The organism is Gemmata palustris (assembly GCF_017939745.1).
In the GTDB taxonomy this organism is placed as follows: domain Bacteria; phylum Planctomycetota; class Planctomycetia; order Gemmatales; family Gemmataceae; genus Gemmata; species Gemmata palustris.
Map to the genome: position 1 here is coordinate 284,075 of NZ_JAGKQQ010000002.1, position 18,221 is coordinate 302,295.

Sequence of the window (18,221 nt, forward strand, 5' to 3'; positions counted from 1 at the left end):
AGCGAACCTGGCGAAGGAAGTAAGTGTGCCTACCGAACGGACCCGAGCCACGGCTTGAGGTGCTGCTCGGCGAGCCCGCGACTGAATCGAGCCGCCGCAGGGCGCAGGGCGTGGTGCCCGTCGGCGAAGTCCTCTTCCGCGAAATCCGTCGGCGCTTCAAATACCGGACACTTCAATTCGTCTGACAGCATTCGCGCGAACGCGGCCAGCGTCGCTCGGGACTCGGGCGAATACCAACTTCGGAAGATCGGTGACTCGGGCGCGAGGTAGAACGCGATCGGAACGTTCGCTGCGCGGCAATCGCTCACGAGGTCGCGGAACGCGCGCTCGGCGAGCGGGCGCACCTGGAGGTCGCGCGCGGCAGAGCCGTAGCTGGCAAACGCGCGCTCCCGCTTGCGCTCGCGATCGGCGGCGGAAATTGTTTGCGGGTAGGCGCTGAACCCGTGCGCGTCGGTCATGGTCCACTGGAACGCGACGCGCTCCGGCCACGGCTGGATCTCCGGCGCGAGGTGGCTGAGGATCGTCATGTGGAACGCCTCCCACGAGTTCACCCGCGTGCCGAGCCACCGGCGCCGGAGCACAGCCGGGTCGTCGAGGTACGGCGCCAGGCGCGCCAGGTCGGCCGCGGTCAGGCGCGCGGGCTGCTCGCGGAACAGGTCGTCGACGGACCCGTCATAGGCGAGCGTCGCGGGCAGGATTTCGACCGCGACCGCGGCCGGGCGCACGCCTTCGGCGAACAGGCGCTGGAGCGCGAGTCGCAGGTGCGGCGGGCGGGCGCCGGACTGTCCGAAGTTGAACACGAGGGGCGATCCGGGCTCGTCGGGGAAACCCATCGCGGTCGGGTCGATCACGTTCTGCGTGCGCGACGTGCCGATGGCGAGCACGAGTGACCGGCCCGGGTGCGCGCGCTGTTGTGCCCGCAGGCGCACGAGGCGGTAACCGTACTCCGGGTCGCGCACCTGCGGCAGCACCGTCTCGACCGAAACGGACAGGGCCGCGTTCGCGACCAGGAGCGCAATCGCGCCCCACAAGACCGTTCGCCCCGCGCGCCGGCGGGCGCTGTAAGCAGGCGGGTACGCCGTCTGCACGAAAACGGGCTTACGCAGCTGCGGAAGGAACCGCGAGCGGGTGAGCGGCGATGCGCCGGGCGCTTGGTTCACGGGTACACTCCGGGCGCGGGGAACGCGGCACTAACGGCACGGCCGAACCGCGCGGTGAACGCTCCCGCACCGCTGCGCGACAGGTGGTGACCGTCCGCGAGTTGGTCTTCCGCCACCCAGTTCCGCGCGTCAATCACGGGAACGCTCAATTCGCGCACAATACCCGCGAAGTGTTCGCGCGCGGCACGTTCCACGCCCGGCGGGTACCAACTCTGGAACTCGGGCGATTCCGGAAGGTAGAAGAAACCGACCCGCGCGCCTTGCGCGCGAGCGAACGCAACGGCCGCGCGCAGTGCGCGATCCGAGTCCGGGTGAATCGCGTGCCCGGCGAACTGGCGCTGATAGTCCGGGCGGTAGTGATCGAGGAACACGCGCCGAGTCGCCGCGTCGTCGGACCGCACGTCCATCCCGGGCAACCAGCCCCAGCGGTCCAGTTCCCTCCAGGGGACGTTGGCGTGCTGGTTCATCGCGAGGTACTTGGGCGACGCCAGCGCCAGCCAGCGCTCGCGGTTCGCGAAGATCGGGTTCGCGCGTGCCGTCACCATCGATCGCTCGACGCGCTCGGGATCGGAGAAGTAGTCGCGAACAACGGGTGCGTCATCGAACCGCAATCTCTGACCGACGCGGTGTTGCTCCGCGAACGCCCCGTCCTGGCGGAGCACCGGGGGCCAGTATTCGAGTAACACGACCGCGGGGCGGACCCCGTCGGCATACGCGCGCCGCAGCGCGATGAGTTGCTGAATCGGCCCCGCACCGACCGTCCCGAAGTTGAACAGGAGCGGGTCACCCGGCGTTCCGGGACGCACGGCTTCCCACGCGGCCGGCTTCACACCCATGCACGTTCGCGACGACCCGAGAACCAGTACCAGTGGCCGGTTCGGGTTCTCGGCGACACGCGCACGTAGGCGCGCGACACGCATCCCGTATTCCGGATCTCGCAGGTTCGGCCAGGGTGCGTCAAGCGCAACAAGTGCGGCAACATTCAGGAGCAGGGCGGCCGCGCCGACCCACCCCAGCACGATCCGCGGGCGCGCGGGCCGGCGCGGGTTGCGTTCGGGCGTTTGCAGGAGCGCGACGAGGCGCAACCGCATGTTGAGGCGCGTGCGCGGCGCAGTGCGGGTTGCGATCACGGCGCGCCTCCCGTCACGCAGGCGCGGAGCCAGGGGCCGAGCGATTCGCGCCCGAGGCGCGCGGTGAACACATCGGCGCCGGCGCCACTCAGGTGGTGTCCGTCCCCGAGGAACTCGTCCGCGAGCCACTCGCGCGCGTCGAAGAACGGCGCGCGGAACTCACTTGCGAGTTCGGACACGAGCGGCACAATCTGCGAGCGCCCCGGTTCCGGGAACCAACTGCGGAACTCGGTCGATTCGGGTGTGATGAGTAGCGCCGCATGGATGCCCGCGGCGCGGCAGGTTTCGAGCGCGTCGCGCACCCCCTTCACCCCGCTACCACCCGGGCGGTAGTCGGCCCAGCAATCGGAATACTGTTTGCGGGTCAGTTCGCGCAGGCGCGAGCGTTGAGCCTCGGACAATTCGGGAACGCGCACAAAACCGTGCCGGTCGGTCGCGTGCTCCGCGAGGCGGAACTGGAGGGCCGAAAACACGGGCGCGTAGCGGTCGAGCAACTGAACGCGGTACTCGTGCCACGGCGCGATCCACCCGCGCGGGCCGTGGGCCGATGGCGCGGGTATCGGGAGCCCAAGTTGGCTCACGAGTGCGAGTTCGTCCGGGCGCAGCCGGACGGGGTGGAGCCACCGCGCTTCCGGGGGCGGTGACGTTTGTTCGGCCAGAAACGCCGGGTGAACTTCGATCACCGCCGCATTCGGCTTCACTCCCGCTTTCAGCAACCGGCGCAAGTAGACCGCGGTGGTGACCGGGCCGGCGCCGGCGTGGGCGAAATTGAACGCCTCAACGGGTGTGCCGAGGTCGCGCGACAGAGCCGAGCCGATGGCCCCGGCATCGATCGCGTCGAACGTGCGCGAACTGCCGAGGAACAGGAGCGTCGTCTGACCGTCGTTCCCGCCCGCAAAGCCAGGGTGGGCGCGGAGAAGGGTAAGTTTGTTACTGTATTGTGGGTCGCTGAGCGGCACGCAATTAGTATGTGCGACCCACCCGGTAACGATTTGAGCCGCCAACGCGACCGTGAACCCGAGCGCGACCGCGAGGGCCGCTCCGCGAGCTTTCCGTCCGTGAGCGGGACGCGAGCGCTGCGAAATCGCGCCCGCGCCCGTTCGCGTCCGGTGCGGGAGCCAACTCGTTGGCACGGTGACGGCCACTAGCGCGCCTCCCGCAAACTTCGCGCGCGAAGGAAGGGCAGGATTACGTCCCCCGCGAGTCGGTCAGTGAAAGTCGTGGCGCCGGTACGCAGCAGGTGGTGGTTGTCGAGAAACACGTCGTCACCGATCCAGGTTCGTGCATCGGTGATCGGGCACCCGAACTCGGCAGTCAATTCAGTGAAGAAGCGTGACAGTTTCAGTTCCGTAGACGCTGGATAGAGAGCACGGAACGTGGTGGCTTCTGGGAGGACCGTCAGTGCAACGGGAATGTGCTCGTCACGACACAGCGCCAGCAAGTCGCGCAGGGCCGCAACGGACGGACCGGCGGGGAGGTCGTGTCGGAGGAGGTCGCGGTACTCGGCGGTCGCGCCCGCGATTCCCCGCTCGCGCTGCTCGTCGCTGACGGTCTCCAAATCGGAAGCGTTCCAGCCGTTCGGGTCCGGGGTGCGGCCCCAGTCGTACCGGAGCTGCCACGGGATCGCGCTGGGGAAGATCCGACCAACTAGCTTGAACCGGTGTTCGTAAAGGGGCGAGAGGGTCGCGTCGCGCCACTGACCGAGGAGGCGATCGACCGGCATCGCGTACCGGCCGACGAATTCGATCTCGCTGCGCGTGAGCAGATCGCCTTTTAACATGCGCCCTTCAAACGGGCCGTCGGGCAGGTTCGCGAGTAGCGGCGGGAGCACTTCCAGAATGAGCAGATCCGGCCGGTGCCCGTCGGCCAACAACCGCTTGAGGTAGATCAGGTGCGTGATCGGTCCCGCGCCGGGAACGCCGAAGTTGAACACCACCGCCGGCGTGCCGGCTTCGGTCGCGGCTGCTTGCACCCGGCCCGCAACGAAACCGTAGCCGGTGCGCGAGGTGCCGAGCAGGATCACGCGCGGCGTTTTGGGCGGCGCAGTGCGTTCGAGGCGCTGGAGCCGGCGCACCTTGTCGCCGTACACCGGGTCAGCGACCAAGTGCGTGACGGCAGACGTGCCCGACAGCGTCGCCTGGATCGCGACGAACACCAAAAAACCCGCGGCGACCGCAACGAGGGCACGGCGCCGCGCTGGTCCGCGCGCCGGGGCCATCCGGGGCCGCTTCGCGAGAAGTGGTTTGAGCCAACCGAAGGTGAGCGTATTCAACTTCACGTCGCGAGCCGCCATCCGGTACAGCGCGGGTAAACGTGCCTGTTCGGTGAGGCGGGCTCGTGTAGCCCGCCGCCACCGAAGTGGATACCCGAAATTCAGAACTGGAAGTAGATGAATGTGGTGCCGTTGTCGGGCGCCAGCACGAGTGCGGCACAGAGGCACACCGCGTAGCCCACACCTAGTACCGGGGCCGGCAGGCGCGGGTAGATCTTCGCCCACGCGCCCGACCGCACGAGCCACTGGCACGCGAACAGGAACACGACCGTATACCACAGGCTGCGGTTGTTCATGTCCAATTTCAGCCCGCGCTGGATGTGGAACAGTTTCTCGAAGATCGCGAGCGCTTTACTCAACTCGGGCTGGAACAGCACCCAACACAGGCCCACGCACAGGAACGTGAAGAAGATCCGCAGTCCCGTGCCGAACGCGGTCTCCAGGAAAGCCGTGAGCCGCGGTTTGTTCGCGCAGAAGTCTTTAAACTGTTTGTGCCCAACCAGCATTGCGCCGTGGGCGAACCCCCACAGAATGTACCCCCACGCCGCGCCGTGCCACAACCCGCCCACGGTCATCGTGATGAGCAAGTTGCGGTAGTTCAGCCAGCGCGACCCGCGGCTCCCGCCGAGCGGGATGAACACGTAGTCGCGCAACCACGTCGAGAGCGAGATGTGCCACCGGCGCCAGAAATCGGACACGTTGGTGGCCAGGTACGGCATGTTGAAGTTGTTGATGAGCTTGTAGCCGAGCAGGTGCGCGGCGCCGACGGCCATGTCGGAGTAGCCGGAGAAATCGCAGTAGATGCGGATGGCGTAGGCCAACACCGCGAACCACACCGCGACCGAGTTGTACGCTTCCGGGTCTTTGAACACCGGGTCGCAGAACATCGCCATTCGGTCCGCGATCGCCATTTTCTTGAACGCGCCGACCAGGAAAAGCTGAACCCCGACCTGCACGCGGACCCAGTTCCACCGCTTCGGGCGCCGGGTCTGTGTGAGGAAGTCGCCGGCCCGGACGATCGGCCCCGCAACCAAGTGCGGGAAGAACAGGATGAACAGCAGGAACCGCGGCAGGCTCTTTTCCGGCGCGATCTTCCGCTTGTACACGTCGACCGCGTAGCTGATCGCTTCAAACGTGTAGAACGAGATCCCGAACGGGATGAAGATCGCGACCGGATTCAGCTTCTCGTAGCCCGGCTCCATGCCGAGGTTTCGCATCCCGTCGAACAGTTCGTTCAGGAAGAACCCGCGGTACTTGAAGTAACACAGGATGCCGAGGTTCATCCCGATGCTGGTGTACAGAATCAACTTGCGGAACCGCGGTCGCTCGGACGAACCCATGATCCGGCCGAACAGGTAGTCCGCGAACGTCGTCCCGGTGACCAGGAACGCGAGTTCGTAGCTCCACGCGGCATAGAAGTGGAAGCTCGCGACCACGAGCACCCAGACCCGCGTCATTGCGTAGCGCCGCGGGATGCTCCAGTACACGAGCAGCACGAGCGCGAAGAACGCGAGGAACGCCTGCGTGTGGAAGAACGGGGCCGGCAGCAGGTCGTGGAGCCAACGAAAGTACGCGAACCCGGATTGGTACACCGGTTCCACGGTTGGTGGTGTGTTCGATGCGAGCAGCGACAGAGACATTACCAACCGTCCTTGGTTGCGCATTGACGCGGACGGGGAACTCGCTCGAACCCGCCGCGGGCGAGGACTATAGCGGGATTATGAGAAGTGGGTCAATGCCGGGTCTTGGGGAAAGACCCGCTCCGCAGTTTCTTCCCTAAGACATACAGGGGAACGGGATTAATTGCGGTACACAGCCACCGGCTTCCGTTTCGCCCAGCAAACAACGGGCGAGCGAAACGAGCGCGAAGGGGTTTTCGATGTCCGAACAGTGGGATTACAAGAAGGCCGGGCTGGATCTCGACAAGTACGAGCAGACCATTTCCGGCATTCAAGCGCACATCGGGCGCGCGCAGCGCCCGGGCGTGATCCCGCCGCCGTTCCCGCCACGCAAGGGCGGAAAGGGTGTGGGCGGGTTCGCGAGCCTCTTCGACCTCTCGGCCGCGGGCAAGTACACGAACCCGGTGCTGATTACATGTACCGATGGCGTCGGTAGTAAGCTCAAAGTCGCGTGCATGGTGGGGAAGTTCGACACCGTGGGCATCGACTTGGTCGCAATGTCGGTGAACGACCTCATCTGCACCGGCGGTGAGCCGCTCACGTTCCTCGACTATTTGGCCATGCCGAAGGACGATCCCGACCTCACCTCGCTACTCGTGAAGGGAATTGCGGACGGGTGCCTCGAATCGGGGTGCGCGCTCGTCGGCGGTGAAACCGCGATCCTGCCGGACTTTTACCAACCGGGCGATTTCGACCTCGCCGGGTTCGCCGCGGGCGTGGTCGAGCGCGACAAGATCATTGACGGCCGGGCGATTCGTGCCGGGGACGCCGTAATCGGCCTCGCATCAAGCGGCATCCACTCGAACGGCTACAGTCTCGTGCGCAAGGTCGTGTTCGAGGCCGCGGGTCTGAAAGTGACTGACCGCGTGCCGGAATTGGGTAAGACCGTGGGTGAAGAACTGCTCACCCCCACGCGCCTCTACGTGAAACCCATCCGCCGGTTGCTCGACGCGCACGCGAACATGATTCACGGTCTGGCGAACATCACGGGCGGTGGGTTGCCGGACAACGTCGGCCGCATTCTTCCGCCGGATAAGCACGTGCATGTGAACCGCAGTTCGTGGCCCGCGGCGCCCGTATTCACATGGCTCCAGAAGTGCGGCAACGTTGCCGACGCTGAGATGTTCCGCGTGTTCAACATGGGCATCGGCTTCGTCGTGATTGCGGACCCGAACGCGGCCGACGGCATCGTGAAGCAGTTGGCGACGGACGGCATCTCCGCGTGGAAGATCGGCGACGTGCGGGACGGCGCGGTGGGCGTGGAGATCACGTAGGCGAACCACTCCGCGGCACGCAATGTCCCTCCACAATTCCCGTGGAGGTTCCCCTCGTGACCGACGACGAATTCCTGGCTGCGTTCGAGGAATGCCGCCTCGTGCGGACCGACTGGACGCACGAAGCCCACATCCGCATGGCGTGGCTGTACTTAATGCGCGTCGAAACCAAAGCCGTTGCGTTCGACTATGTGCGCAGCGGCATCCAGAAACTGAATGCAACGTTCATTCACCGCGACCAACTGGAGAACCCGAATCGGCCGCCCAAGCCCAAAGACCCACGCGGGTTAGATGGCTACCACGAAACGGTCACCGTCGCGTTCGTGACTGTGATTGCGTCTCGCGTAAAGCCCGGTGAAGACTTCGCCACGTTCCGTGCTCGCAATCCCGATCTCTTCGACCGCACACTTCTCGCACTTCTGCGGCACTACTCACCCGAACGACTTTATTCCCTTCCCGCGAGAACCGAGTTCCTGAAGCCCGACCTGGAACCGTTGCCGGGTTGAACACTTGCGCCCGGCGCGGCCAATCGGAAACGCATTAGTTCACCTGTTCTTTTGTTACGCAACGGAGATGGTGACCCGTGATTTGGTGGGGTATATCGGTGTGAAAGAGTGATTGTTGGCGAACCTTCCACCCAACAATCAGGTCTATCCAACCACCCCATCTGGAGGAACCGCCGATGACCGACAGCGAATTCCTAACCAAGTTTGAAAAGCGCACGATCACCCGTGAAGAGTGGACGCACGAGGCTCACGTTCGCATGGCGTGGCTGTACGTGACGCGAAATGAGACGTACCGAACCGCCCGGAACAAGGTGCGGTCCGGCATCAAGAAACTGAACGCCGCGTTCATCGCCCAAGAGTCCCGGCCGTGTGGCGCGACCCGGCCGGACGATGCGAGCACGGAACCCGCAGCCGAATCCAAGCCGATCGGCTTCCACGAAACCATCACGACGGCGTTCATCCGGGTCATTGCGATGCGGGCGGAACCCGGGGAAAAGTTCGCCAGCTTCCGCAAGCGCAACCCCGACCTCTTCGACCGCAACCTCTCCGCGCTGCTGGCCCACTACTCGCCGGCCCAACTGTTCTCGGAAGAGGCGAAGGTCAAGTTCGTTGAACCGGACCTCGAACCGCTCCCGAAGCCGTGGCTCGCCCACGTGTGAACCACTTTCCAGCGCCCGTTACCCCTTCGGCTTGAACAGCGGGCTTTTCCAGAGTTTCAGCTTGTTCATCCAGTATTTATTCACGGTAGTGAGCGTCTGGATGCCGTACTTCGTGCTGCGGCGGAAGTTGATCTGGCTGGCCTCGTCGAAGTACCGCACGGGAACCGGGATATCGCCCAACCGGAACCCGAAGTGGACCGCTTGCACCAGGAACTCCGTGTCGAACACGAAGTCGTCGCTGTTCCGCTCGAACGGGAGCGTTTCCAACACGTTCCGGCGGTACACGCGGAACCCACTGTGGAACTCACCGAGGTTCTGACCGAGCATCAGGTTCTCGAACGCGGTCAGCCCACGGTTGCTCACGTACTTCCACCACGGCATCCCGCACTTCAGCGCTTCGGCGCGGCTCCGCACCCGGTTGCCCAGAATCACGTCGCAGATCCCGAGTTCGATCATCCCACAGGCGTGTGGAATCACCCGCGCATCGTACTGGTAGTCCGGGTGGATCATCACCACGATGTCGGCGCCCTGCTCTAAGCAGTAGCGGTAGCACGTCTTCTGATTGCCGCCGTACCCAGTATTCTTCTGGTGAACGATGACCGTCAGCCCCATCTCGCGCGCGATGGCAACGGTGTTGTCTTTGCTGCCATCATCGACGAGGAGGATTTCGTCCACGCTCCCCGCAGGGAAGTCCGCGATGGTGGCGGCGAGGGTCTTTTCGGCGTTGTAAGCCGGAAGTACGGCAATGATCTTGTGTTTGCGGGGCAGTGTGATTTCGTCGGGCTTCAGGATGCGGTCCACGTGAAAGACTTCGTGGACCGGGTTTAGCGGCGGCTCGGCGAGCAGGGTGGAAGGCATGAGGGTGAATCGTGGTGTAGGTGACGTAACCGACGTTCCGTTCAGTATATGATGCGAAAAGTAGTGTCCGAATTCCCGAAATCCTGTCCTTCTTGGTGAACCCCGCCCGCAAGGGCGGCGGGTGCTCACAACAAGCGGCGGCTTGAGTGTCCTTATGGCCCATCACCCGCCGCCCTTGCGGGCGGGGTCACCAACACAGCCCCTAACGCAACCGATACGGGATCTCTAACCCGTGTCTCTCCATCAAGTTAGAGTCAGCGAGGAGCTGCTCGGCAGGGCCATCGGCGGCGAGTTGTCCCGCATCGAGCACCAGCACACGCGGACACGAATCCAGCACCAAATCGAGGTCGTGTGTCGCGATGAGCTTCGTCCCGGGCAGCCCGCGTATGACTGCGATCAGTTCGCGCCGACCGCGCGGGTCGAGAAACATACTCGGTTCGTCGAGGAGCAACACCGAAGGGTGCATTGCGAGCGCGCCCGCGAGTGCGGCCCTACGCTTCTGGCCGCCCGATAACTGAAACGGCACGCGCTCGGCCGCATCGGTCATCCCCACCGCAGAAAGCGCTTCAGTAACACGAGCGCTGGCTTCCGCGGCCGTGGCCCCCATGTTCAGCGGGCCGAATGCGACGTCCTCTGCGACCGTGGGGCTGAAGAGCTGGTCGTCCGGGTTCTGGAACACCACGCCGACCACTTCGGGCAGTTTCTTCCGGTGCTCGGGTACGGCGGGGTCGAGCCCACTCACCGCGATCTGCCCCGGCTTCCCGGGCAGGACGCCGCACAGTCGCAGGAATAGCGTCGTTTTGCCCGCACCGTTCGGCCCGACGATCGCAACACATTCGCCCGGTTCCACCGCGAAGGATACGTCATCGAGTGCAACTCGCCCGTCTGCGAAACGGTGAGATAACTTCCGGGCGCTCAGTGCCGCGTGAGTCAAGACTGTCCCGGACGGTTGTTTTGTTGAAACAATGATCTCAGTGCCCCCCGAACCCGGCTAACAATTGCTAACATTTTTGGCTGTTGGGACCGCCGCCTGGTTGTGGTACGCACCGATTGCTAGTATTGCTTGGCATTCGGCGATGTCGCGTCCCTTGAGAGCCGGTGGCAGTTACCAACAATGGCTAACATTCGGCTAACATCGAACCCCGATTAGTCACTTCCACAAGCAAAAACGTCCACGCCGCCGCACTGTTAATGGGCCCAGCGTGAGTCTGCCGGCGCTTTCAGGCGAACGGCTGGTGTCAGCTTCGGAGCTACGTGTCGCCTCGGCTTTAACGAGCCGCGACCGCAAGGGAGCGGGAGGCGTCACCGATTCTCTGAGACCGCACCCAACGCCGAGAGCCCCAGCACCGCTCCCTTGCGGTCGCGGCTCGTTTACCCACCGGTATCTCGGGCGAACGGCCGGTGTCAGCCGGCCGGTGAAGGCTCCACAGGCACCCGGCGCTCGGGGTAGGTCGTTGTTCTCACCGGCCGGCTTACACCGGCCGTTCGCCCAAAGCGTTTCGCCGGGCTTTCGCTGTGCTGTTAGCACGGTCTCGGCAGCGCAACACGCTAAATCATACGCTAGTGGACACAAGAATACAAATCATTTCGGCTCGGCATCTCAACCCAGGACCACGCGGTCCCAGAGCACAAGGGCGACAATGGCCGCCGTGAGGACCACGAAGGAAATGATATCGGCGGGCGTAGTACGAAACCGCGAAAGTGTATGAAATGCGCCATCGAACCCGCGGCAGCGCATCGCGGCGGCGACGTGGTCGGCGCGTTCGGAGCCGCGAACGAGGAGCGCGCCGGTCGCGTGGCCGAGTGCGCGGTAGCCGTGCCGCGTGGCCCGCATCTGAAACCCCCGCGTGCGCATCGCGACGCGGAGCCGGCGCATCTCTTCGGCCAGCAGGAAGGCATAGCGGTACGCGAGCAGCGTGAGTTGCACGAGTAGGCCGGGCATTCGGAGTTTGTGCGCCGCGGCGAGCGTGTGGTGGAGCGGCGCCGTTCCCACCAACAGTAGCGCGAAGCACCCGATTGCGAGGCTGCGGCACAACACCGCCGAGCCCGCGATGAGTCCGCGTGCGGAGATTCGCGCGGGGCCGATGTCCCAGCCTTCGCCGTCCAGAGTAAACGGCAGCACGAGCAGAAACGGCAGTGCCGAGAACCCGAAGAGGAACAGTCGCGAACGAACCCACCCGCCGGGCAATCGTGCGAGCACCAGCAAGAAGAGGCCGAGCGCGAGCGCAACCGCCGCCGATGTGAGGTGATCGAGGGCCGCGATGCCGCTGACGGCGATCAGCGCGGCCGCGAGTTTCCAGCGGGCGTCCCAGCGCGCGAGGGGAGAATCGGGTACAGGACGGTGACGGAACGCCAGTGTCATCGGGACTTTCGCGGCAGCGGTTCGGGAGAAAGGTTCGTGGCGAACTCGGCCCGCAGTTCCACCTCGGCTTCCATCCAGTTCTGTACGTCCTGACCGTGCGGTCGGCCCTTCCGGTCCCAGATTTCCGCCGCACGTGCCGCGATCTTGTCGTGCGGGATCTCGATTACCTCATCTACCGGTGGGAGGGCCGGCACGGTGGTCTGCGAATCGGCCTGTGCGAGCCGACGTTTGAACCAGCGCAGCATGTCCGTTCCTCCGGGGTTGGGGTCCGTGATAGATTAGTATGCGTTTTAATGCCGAGTGGTGGCAACGAGTCCGAGGTGACCTCACGCAACCTTCACGCGCGAGCAGAAACGGGCCGGGCCGACGAAGTCATACTTCGTCGGCCCCGGGTGCGTTGGACTCATTTATACCAGCATCAATAGATGCTACCGCTAGTTCGCTCGGGGGTCAGCTTACTAGGTTGGTCGTTGAACCAGAACCGGCGCCACTCGTTATTAATGACCCGAAGATCTTCTGATTGGTTCAGCAATTGCCGCATGAGGACAACTAGATCGCTCGACGGCGTCACTTTTTTTTGACTCGTGACCGGCTTCACCGGTTCACTCATCGTCGGAACCACTTCCCTCACCGATCCGGGCGGAGTCGGCGGCTGCATTTGCGGAACGGGAGCGGTCGGTTGCGGCGCGGTCCACGAACCACCCGACGGAACGATGCGCGGGGCGGGAAGAGACTGCGGCGGGAGCAGGTCGCCGGTCGGCGCGGGCGCAGTCGGGACGCTGTACGGTTGCGGGTATCCGCCACCGGGCTGCGGTTCGCTGTACGGTTGCGGGTACGCGGAACTGGGCGGCAGCGGCGCACCCGGTAAGCCCGGCGCGGGTTGCCGGTTCTGTTCGGTTACTTTGACCACTTTCGGCTTCGGGAGCTTGTTGCCGGCGTTCTTGTAGCGCCCGGCCATGTACCCGGCCGGCTGCACGTCCATCCGGTCCGATACCGTCGGCATGCGCACGTTACCGACCACGAGCGAATCCCCGTAGGGGCGGAACGTCAGGGCGAACGGCTTGTCTTCCAGGGCCTTTTGCAGTTCACCGAGCATCTCGAAGAACGGCTTCGAGTCTTCTTGCGGGAACTCGCCTTCAAAGTTGACATCGACGCTGGTGATGAGCCCCACCGCGGTCACGCCGTCGCGCGTCATGTGGTAATCGGCGGTGATGACGAGGCTGGCGACCGAGACCTTGCCGTCCTCCTCGTGCGCTTCGCTCACGCTGAGGGTCAGGTGGTCCGGGGAAACCTTCACCACACACTGCTTCCCGGCCACGTCGCGGTACCACGTCCCCACGACGCCCGGTTTGGCGAGCGGCTCCGCGGACGCCATCGGTCGGGCGGGAACAGTTGCCCCCGTGCGCCGCACCGCGCCGTCGAGGTCTTCTTGCATCGCCAGTTCGCGCGGGAGCGGGAACGCCGGGTCCGGCGCAAAGTATTGCGGGTAGTGCTCCAGGTACCGCGGGCTGGGCAGCGTCATCCCGCCCTGGCCGCTCTTCTGGAGCAGTTGGCCGAACGCTTCCGACACCAGCGACTTCATCGTGTCGGGCACGGCGGGTTCACACGCGGTCCGCGGCGCGGTGCCCGCTGGGGGAGGCGCCATCATCAGACGCGCGGGCGGAGGCATGCAGGCGTCACAACTCGGCTTCGGCGGGTTCATCACGGGCGGATTGAAGTTGAAGTCGATTCCGATGCGCGGGCAATCCGCCGGACTCGTTCCGGCTTGTGGGACCGGGATCAGTTTGTCGGCCGCACCTGTATTACCAATTGTCGCTCCCACCGCGGTGCCTAACGCGGTGCCAACTACCGCACCTAAAGACACGTCAGCTTTGCTCGTGTTTGTGTTCAGCGGTACCGGCGCCGGTACGCGGCCGTCTTTCGCGAACTTAAACATCCCGCCGAACGGATTCGCTTCGCTCTTATCCAGGAGCGGGCCACACTTCAGGCCGCTCACCATCAGCCCCGCCGAAGTCATCTTCGTGCGGAACGAGAACGGGGCATCCACGAACGCCTGCAGTGTCATCGCGAGTTCGGCCAAGTCCATGCTGAGCGGCACGTTACTCGGCTTGCCCGGGTCGCGCTTCGTGTCCGCGTCGGTGCCGGTGACGGCCCCGTACACGAGCCCGTCTTTCGTCAGTGTGTAATGTGCGGTAACCGTAAACGTCGCGGTGTCCCCGTCCGCGGCTTGCACCATGCACAGCTTCAACTCGTCGTGCGTGAAGGTCGCGGAGATCACCATCCCGGGCTGTTCGCGGTACCACGTCCCGTTCAGCGCGTTCACGGGCGGGTTCGCTTTCGTGCTCGCGAGCGTGACGGTATCAGCAGCTTTCGCCTCGAACTGGTACTGCACAACGTTCTGGAGCGGGAACGTCCACGTGATCGATTCGCACGGCGGGAGCGGCGGCGCGTCGTGAAGACTCGCGCAGGAGCCTACGATTTCACTTCCGAAGACAAGAGTGCCGGTGGTGGCTTGTTTGCATTTCACAACCACTGATGCGCCGTGCAGATCGGCGCCCGGCCCGACGCGCTCGAGCCCTCGCGTACCGATCACGAGCACCGCCGGTTGTGCCGACGAAACGCGCCCCCGCTCGGTGGCGGCGCGACCGCTCCCCATCGCGAATTCACCGCCACAGTAGAAACCGGGCGTGTTGTTCGCGGGTGGCGGGAGGATGTTGTCGCTGTTGAGCGGCACCTGAAATTCATTTTCTTGGATAGTCAGGTAGCTACCGAAGCGCGGGCCATCCGTTTGCGGTTGTGCGGGTGTCGGGTTCCACGTCTCGGGCTTTGACGCAGCTCCGGTACGAACGCCGTACAAGCGGTAAGGCGGAGGGCTGCCTTTTGCCCGCGGCATCGGCGCAACGGCGCGGGGCGTTTGAGTCGGGACGGGATCGGAATTCCGAGAGAGTTGAAACCCTCCCTCTTGAGCCACGGCGGGGGCGGCGAGTGCTACGGCGAGCAACCCGACCGGGACGAATCGCGGGACCGTCCGACCTGACATGCACGCGCTCCTTGTCCGAGAAATGGGGCGAACCGGCCGGGATCATGCCGTGAGGGGCTCGAACGCACAACCCCAACGATTCCTTGACCCACCGGCCGTTTAATGTGTGGATGGGCAAAGGGGCAGCCCTTCGCATCATAAGCTGGCTTTTCGCCCCTGCTAAGCGTGTGGCCGGCGCCGTAGATCTTTGCAGTATCAGCCGGTGGGGATACGGGGTACGACAAACTTCCGGGGACGTGAGGAGCACACAACACCCGGCAACCCATTCTATCTAACTAAAATCACTACATGCCAATCATTCTCTTCGACATCGATGGCACGCTTGTGCGCACGGGCGGGGCCGGTAAATCGGCGATGGAATCCGCCCTCGTTTCGGCGTTCGGGGTGACCGAACTGCGAGACGAGGTGAAGTACAGCGGCCGCACGGACGTCGCCATCACGCGCGACCTCCTCGAAGTTCACGGCATCAGCCCCACACTCGAAAACCAACACAGGCTCCGCGACGAGTACCTCGCGCGACTGCCGGGCAGCTTACAGACACGGGGCGGCGAAGTGTGCCCCGGCATTCCCGAACTGCTCGCGGCGATTGGGGGCAAGTCGGACATCGTGCTCGGGTTGCTCACCGGGAACGTGCGCGCGGGCGCGCAACACAAACTCGGGTACTTCCAGTTGTGGGAGCACTTCGCGTGCGGCGGGTTCGGCGACCTGCACTACGAACGCGATGATGTAGCCCGCTCGGCACTGGTGAGCGTGCGCGAGCACTTGGGCACGGACGTGAACCCGGCCGACGTGTGGGTGATCGGCGACACGCCTTTGGACGTGAGTTGCGCGCGAGCGATCGGCGCGAACGCGGTGGCCGTCGCGACCGGCTGGCACCCGGTCGAAGAGCTTGCCGATTGCCAGCCCGATCTGATCTTCGACGACCTCTCGGACCACACGCGACTGCTTGCGGCGTGGAGGTAGCGCACAGGGCTCCCGCCCTGTGCTACGAACGCCGGCCGCTCCGCGGCGTGAAAGGCATTGACAGTTTTGGTATTCGCCCCGGAGAGGCCGTCTGACGTAGCACAGGGCGGAAGCCCTGTGCTATCAACGACTTGTGCTCTTACTTCTTGTCTTTCTTTGGCTCTTCCTTCTTCGGCGCGTCCTTCTTGGGCTCTTCCTTTTTCACATCTTTCTTCGGCACGTCCTTTTTGGGTTCTTCTTTCTTGGGTTCCACCTTCTTCGCCTCGATCACATCGACCGTCGCGACCACCGTGAAGGCGTGGTCCTTACCGCCGACCTTCGTGGTCGCGCGGAACACGACTTGCGTCGGCCCGACGGGCGCTGCCGGCTGCACGGTCAGGCCGATTTCGCCCTTCGTTTGGCCCTTCGCGATCGGCTTCACGGCGGGCACCACGGTCGGCGGGAGGAACAGCGGCGCGATCACGATGTCTTCGCCAGCGCCCTCCCCGCGCGTCGCTTCGAGCAAGAGCTTGCCCGGCTTGCCCTTCTCGAGAGAAGTCGGGTCGAACGTCACCTTGAGCGCGAACGGCGGTTTCTCGATCACCCCGACCGCGCACTGATTGAGAAGTTCCGCGGGCGGGTTCGGCATCCCGCCGAGGTTCGCTCGCACCGCGTCCAGAAGTGTGCCGTAGCGGGTGACGGTCGTTTCGCCTGTCGTGGCGGTCGCCTTGACGCGGAACGGGTACGCGCCCGCCTTCGCCCCGTCTTTCGCCTGAAGGGGTACGAACACGATCGTCTGGTTCGCGGGAAGCGTCACCTTACCACTCAGGGCCGAATCGCCCTCGATCGATAGCTCCACGGCGCCCGCAAAGCCGTTCAGTCGCGTGACCGTGGCAAAAACGCCGGTGGACCCGCCGACCGGCACCTCGGTGCGGTCGAACGTCAGCGCGACGTTGAAGTCCGGCCCGAACGGGACGACGGAGAGGTAGTACACCTCGTTCGGCCCGTGCAGGAAATTCTGGTGCTCGCACGCGAGGACGTATTCGCCGTCGGCGGCCGGGGTGAATTCGAGCCGGTTTACGGGGGCGGCCGGGTTGCTCTTCGCGACCTCCGCGCCCTTCGCATCGAGCACGCGAACCAGTACCTCAGTCGGCGAGTTCACCTCAAACGTGGACACAGAAATGACGAGCTTCTGCCCCTTCTTGCCCGTGATGGCGAAGTGGTCCGCGTCCTTCGCCTTGTCGAAGCGCGCGGACACCCCGCCCGGTATCGGCAGTTTGTTCGCCTTCGATGGTTCGTCGTTCGGTTCCTGCTCGGTCGCTTGCGGGTAATCGGTCAACAACACGGGCACCGGCCAGCCCGAATCCTTCCCGGCCGTCGGCACGGCATAGAACGCCGCAACGCCCGCGTCTTTCGGGGCGGTCACACTGACGGCGGTAATGGCATCCGGCCCCGAGAACCCGATGCTCGCGGACTTGCCGCGTTCGGCCGCGAGCGGGTACGCGGTGGTCGCCCCAGGGAAATCGCCGATCCGCAGCCGGTAGAAGAAATCTCCGCCGCCGCGGTGGGTCGTGTCGCGCACCTCGACCAGCACCTCGCCGGATTCCTTGAAGGTGTGGGCGAGGCGGCAATCGCCCTGCATCCCGGGCGTGTCGTCCGCGTACAGGTCGATGAGTTCGCGCTTCGTCTTCGCGTCGTGCAGAACGACGATGGGGTCGAGCGGCGAACCGATCCGGCGGGCCAGCACCTCGAACGCGAGTTTCTGCCCGGCGCTCACCTTCACCTTGTAGAACTCGGACGCTTCGGCCGCGACCACGCCGCTCGCCACGCACGGCACGGTGACCACCTGGGCGGTGTCCTTCGCGCGGTTCGCGTTCGTCGAAGCGACGAGCGGGAGCGTATCCACAATAAACGGCCGCGCGTTCGAGACGCCGTGCTTGGTCGCCACTCGTACCGTGTGCAGCCCGATTGCGCACTTCGGATCGACGGTGACTTTCACGCGGAGTTTCCCGGCGTCGGTGCCGTTCTTGTTGTCCGCGGGGATCGTGATCTTACCCGGGCAACTCAGGACCACGCCCGTCGCGTCGGCGAGGTTCGTGCCGGTCAGTGTGAGTTCGACCTCGTCGCCGGGCTTCGCGCCGAGGGTCGTCGGCGTCGTGAGCGTGGGGGCTTGCGGCGCGGGCACGATTGCGGGGGCCTTCGGCTGCGCCGTCGCGGTGCGCGTGCCGGTGGACGTCACCAGCGCGACACCGAACGCGAACCCGATCAGCGCGAAAATCCAGGTGGGACGGCGCGACGACATTTGACCCCTCCCCCCTCCTTTTCTCAAGGAGGGTTTA

15 protein-coding genes are annotated in these 18,221 nt (G+C 64.7%); 4 read left to right on the forward strand and 11 right to left on the reverse strand.

Features of this window, described 5'->3' with window-relative positions; translation table 11 throughout:
* Positions 1-29 precede the first annotated feature (29 nt).
* The 5 genes from J8F10_RS35620 to J8F10_RS35640 form a co-directional block, all read right to left on the reverse strand.
* Positions 30-1,160, reverse strand: a complete 1,131-nt coding sequence (locus tag J8F10_RS35620) for a hypothetical protein (protein ID WP_210662768.1) — start codon at positions 1,158-1,160, stop codon at positions 30-32.
* The gene (locus J8F10_RS35625; protein ID WP_210662770.1) at positions 1,157-2,290 is read right to left on the reverse strand and encodes a hypothetical protein; all 1,134 of its coding nucleotides are present in this window, start codon (positions 2,288-2,290) and stop codon (positions 1,157-1,159) included. The genes J8F10_RS35620 and J8F10_RS35625 overlap by 4 nt, the downstream gene beginning before the upstream one ends.
* On the reverse strand, positions 2,287-3,435 hold the full coding sequence (locus J8F10_RS35630; RefSeq protein WP_210662772.1) for a DUF1574 family protein: 1,149 nt from the start codon (positions 3,433-3,435) through the stop codon (positions 2,287-2,289). Before J8F10_RS35630 ends, J8F10_RS35625 begins: the two co-directional genes overlap by 4 nt.
* The gene (locus tag J8F10_RS35635; RefSeq protein ID WP_210662774.1) at positions 3,435-4,583 is read right to left on the reverse strand and encodes a hypothetical protein; all 1,149 of its coding nucleotides are present in this window, start codon (positions 4,581-4,583) and stop codon (positions 3,435-3,437) included. The genes J8F10_RS35630 and J8F10_RS35635 overlap by 1 nt, the downstream gene beginning before the upstream one ends.
* 80 nt (positions 4,584-4,663) lie before the next feature.
* Positions 4,664-6,202: an MBOAT family O-acyltransferase gene (locus J8F10_RS35640; RefSeq protein WP_210662776.1), complete on the reverse strand. Its 1,539-nt coding sequence runs from the start codon at positions 6,200-6,202 to the stop codon at positions 4,664-4,666.
* Between the two features lie 239 nt (positions 6,203-6,441).
* Here J8F10_RS35640 and purM point away from each other — a divergent pair, with 239 nt between their 5' ends.
* The 3 genes from purM (at position 6,442) to J8F10_RS35655 (ending at position 8,680) form a co-directional block, all read left to right on the forward strand.
* Positions 6,442-7,515, forward strand: coding sequence for a phosphoribosylformylglycinamidine cyclo-ligase (purM, locus tag J8F10_RS35645; protein WP_210662778.1), 1,074 nt, complete (start codon positions 6,442-6,444; stop codon positions 7,513-7,515).
* 56 nt (positions 7,516-7,571) lie between these two features.
* The gene (locus tag J8F10_RS35650) at positions 7,572-8,021 is read left to right on the forward strand and encodes a hypothetical protein (RefSeq protein WP_210662780.1); all 450 of its coding nucleotides are present in this window, start codon (positions 7,572-7,574) and stop codon (positions 8,019-8,021) included.
* Between the two features lie 176 nt (positions 8,022-8,197).
* Positions 8,198-8,680: a hypothetical protein gene (locus tag J8F10_RS35655; protein ID WP_210662782.1), complete on the forward strand. Its 483-nt coding sequence runs from the start codon at positions 8,198-8,200 to the stop codon at positions 8,678-8,680.
* Between the two features lie 18 nt (positions 8,681-8,698).
* Here the strand turns inward: J8F10_RS35655 and J8F10_RS35660 are convergent, their stop codons facing one another.
* The 5 genes from J8F10_RS35660 to J8F10_RS35680 form a co-directional block, all read right to left on the reverse strand.
* Complete coding sequence (locus J8F10_RS35660; RefSeq protein WP_210662784.1) at positions 8,699-9,538, reverse strand: glycosyltransferase family 2 protein; 840 nt, start codon at positions 9,536-9,538, stop codon at positions 8,699-8,701.
* Between the two features lie 202 nt (positions 9,539-9,740).
* Complete coding sequence (locus tag J8F10_RS35665) at positions 9,741-10,472, reverse strand: energy-coupling factor ABC transporter ATP-binding protein (RefSeq protein WP_246524766.1); 732 nt, start codon at positions 10,470-10,472, stop codon at positions 9,741-9,743.
* Positions 10,473-11,138: 666 nt separating this feature from the next.
* A complete protein-coding gene (gene cbiQ, locus J8F10_RS35670) occupies positions 11,139-11,900 on the reverse strand; it encodes a cobalt ECF transporter T component CbiQ (protein WP_210662786.1) in 762 nt (253 codons plus the stop codon).
* Complete coding sequence (locus tag J8F10_RS35675) at positions 11,897-12,145, reverse strand: DUF2934 domain-containing protein (RefSeq protein ID WP_210662788.1); 249 nt, start codon at positions 12,143-12,145, stop codon at positions 11,897-11,899. The genes cbiQ and J8F10_RS35675 overlap by 4 nt, the downstream gene beginning before the upstream one ends.
* A 173-nt stretch (positions 12,146-12,318) precedes the next feature.
* Complete coding sequence (locus J8F10_RS35680) at positions 12,319-14,634, reverse strand: hypothetical protein (RefSeq protein WP_210662790.1); 2,316 nt, start codon at positions 14,632-14,634, stop codon at positions 12,319-12,321.
* A gap of 594 nt (positions 14,635-15,228) precedes the next feature.
* Between J8F10_RS35680 and J8F10_RS35685 the strand changes: the two genes are divergently transcribed.
* Complete coding sequence (locus J8F10_RS35685) at positions 15,229-15,903, forward strand: HAD family hydrolase (RefSeq protein ID WP_210662792.1); 675 nt, start codon at positions 15,229-15,231, stop codon at positions 15,901-15,903.
* 139 nt (positions 15,904-16,042) lie between these two features.
* On the opposite strand, the gene J8F10_RS35690 is transcribed toward J8F10_RS35685, so the two are convergent.
* The gene (locus tag J8F10_RS35690) at positions 16,043-18,184 is read right to left on the reverse strand and encodes a hypothetical protein (RefSeq protein ID WP_210662794.1); all 2,142 of its coding nucleotides are present in this window, start codon (positions 18,182-18,184) and stop codon (positions 16,043-16,045) included.
* Positions 18,185-18,221: the final 37 nt, after the last annotated feature.

Bases quoted from the DNA above. Each gene is read 5' to 3' on its own strand.
- J8F10_RS35655 (WP_210662782.1), top strand. From the start codon at position 8,198: ATGACCGACAGCGAATTCCTAACCAAGTTTGAAAAGCGCACGATCACC.
- J8F10_RS35675 (WP_210662788.1), bottom strand. From the start codon at position 12,145: ATGCTGCGCTGGTTCAAACGTCGGCTCGCACAGGCCGATTCGCAGACC.
- J8F10_RS35690 (WP_210662794.1), bottom strand. From the start codon at position 18,184: ATGTCGTCGCGCCGTCCCACCTGGATTTTCGCGCTGATCGGGTTCGCG.
- J8F10_RS35685 (WP_210662792.1), top strand. From the start codon at position 15,229: ATGCCAATCATTCTCTTCGACATCGATGGCACGCTTGTGCGCACGGGC.
- J8F10_RS35660 (WP_210662784.1), bottom strand. From the start codon at position 9,538: ATGCCTTCCACCCTGCTCGCCGAGCCGCCGCTAAACCCGGTCCACGAA.
- J8F10_RS35640 (WP_210662776.1), bottom strand. From the start codon at position 6,202: ATGTCTCTGTCGCTGCTCGCATCGAACACACCACCAACCGTGGAACCG.
- J8F10_RS35635 (WP_210662774.1), bottom strand. From the start codon at position 4,583: ATGGCGGCTCGCGACGTGAAGTTGAATACGCTCACCTTCGGTTGGCTC.
- purM (WP_210662778.1), top strand. From the start codon at position 6,442: ATGTCCGAACAGTGGGATTACAAGAAGGCCGGGCTGGATCTCGACAAG.
- cbiQ (WP_210662786.1), bottom strand. From the start codon at position 11,900: ATGACACTGGCGTTCCGTCACCGTCCTGTACCCGATTCTCCCCTCGCG.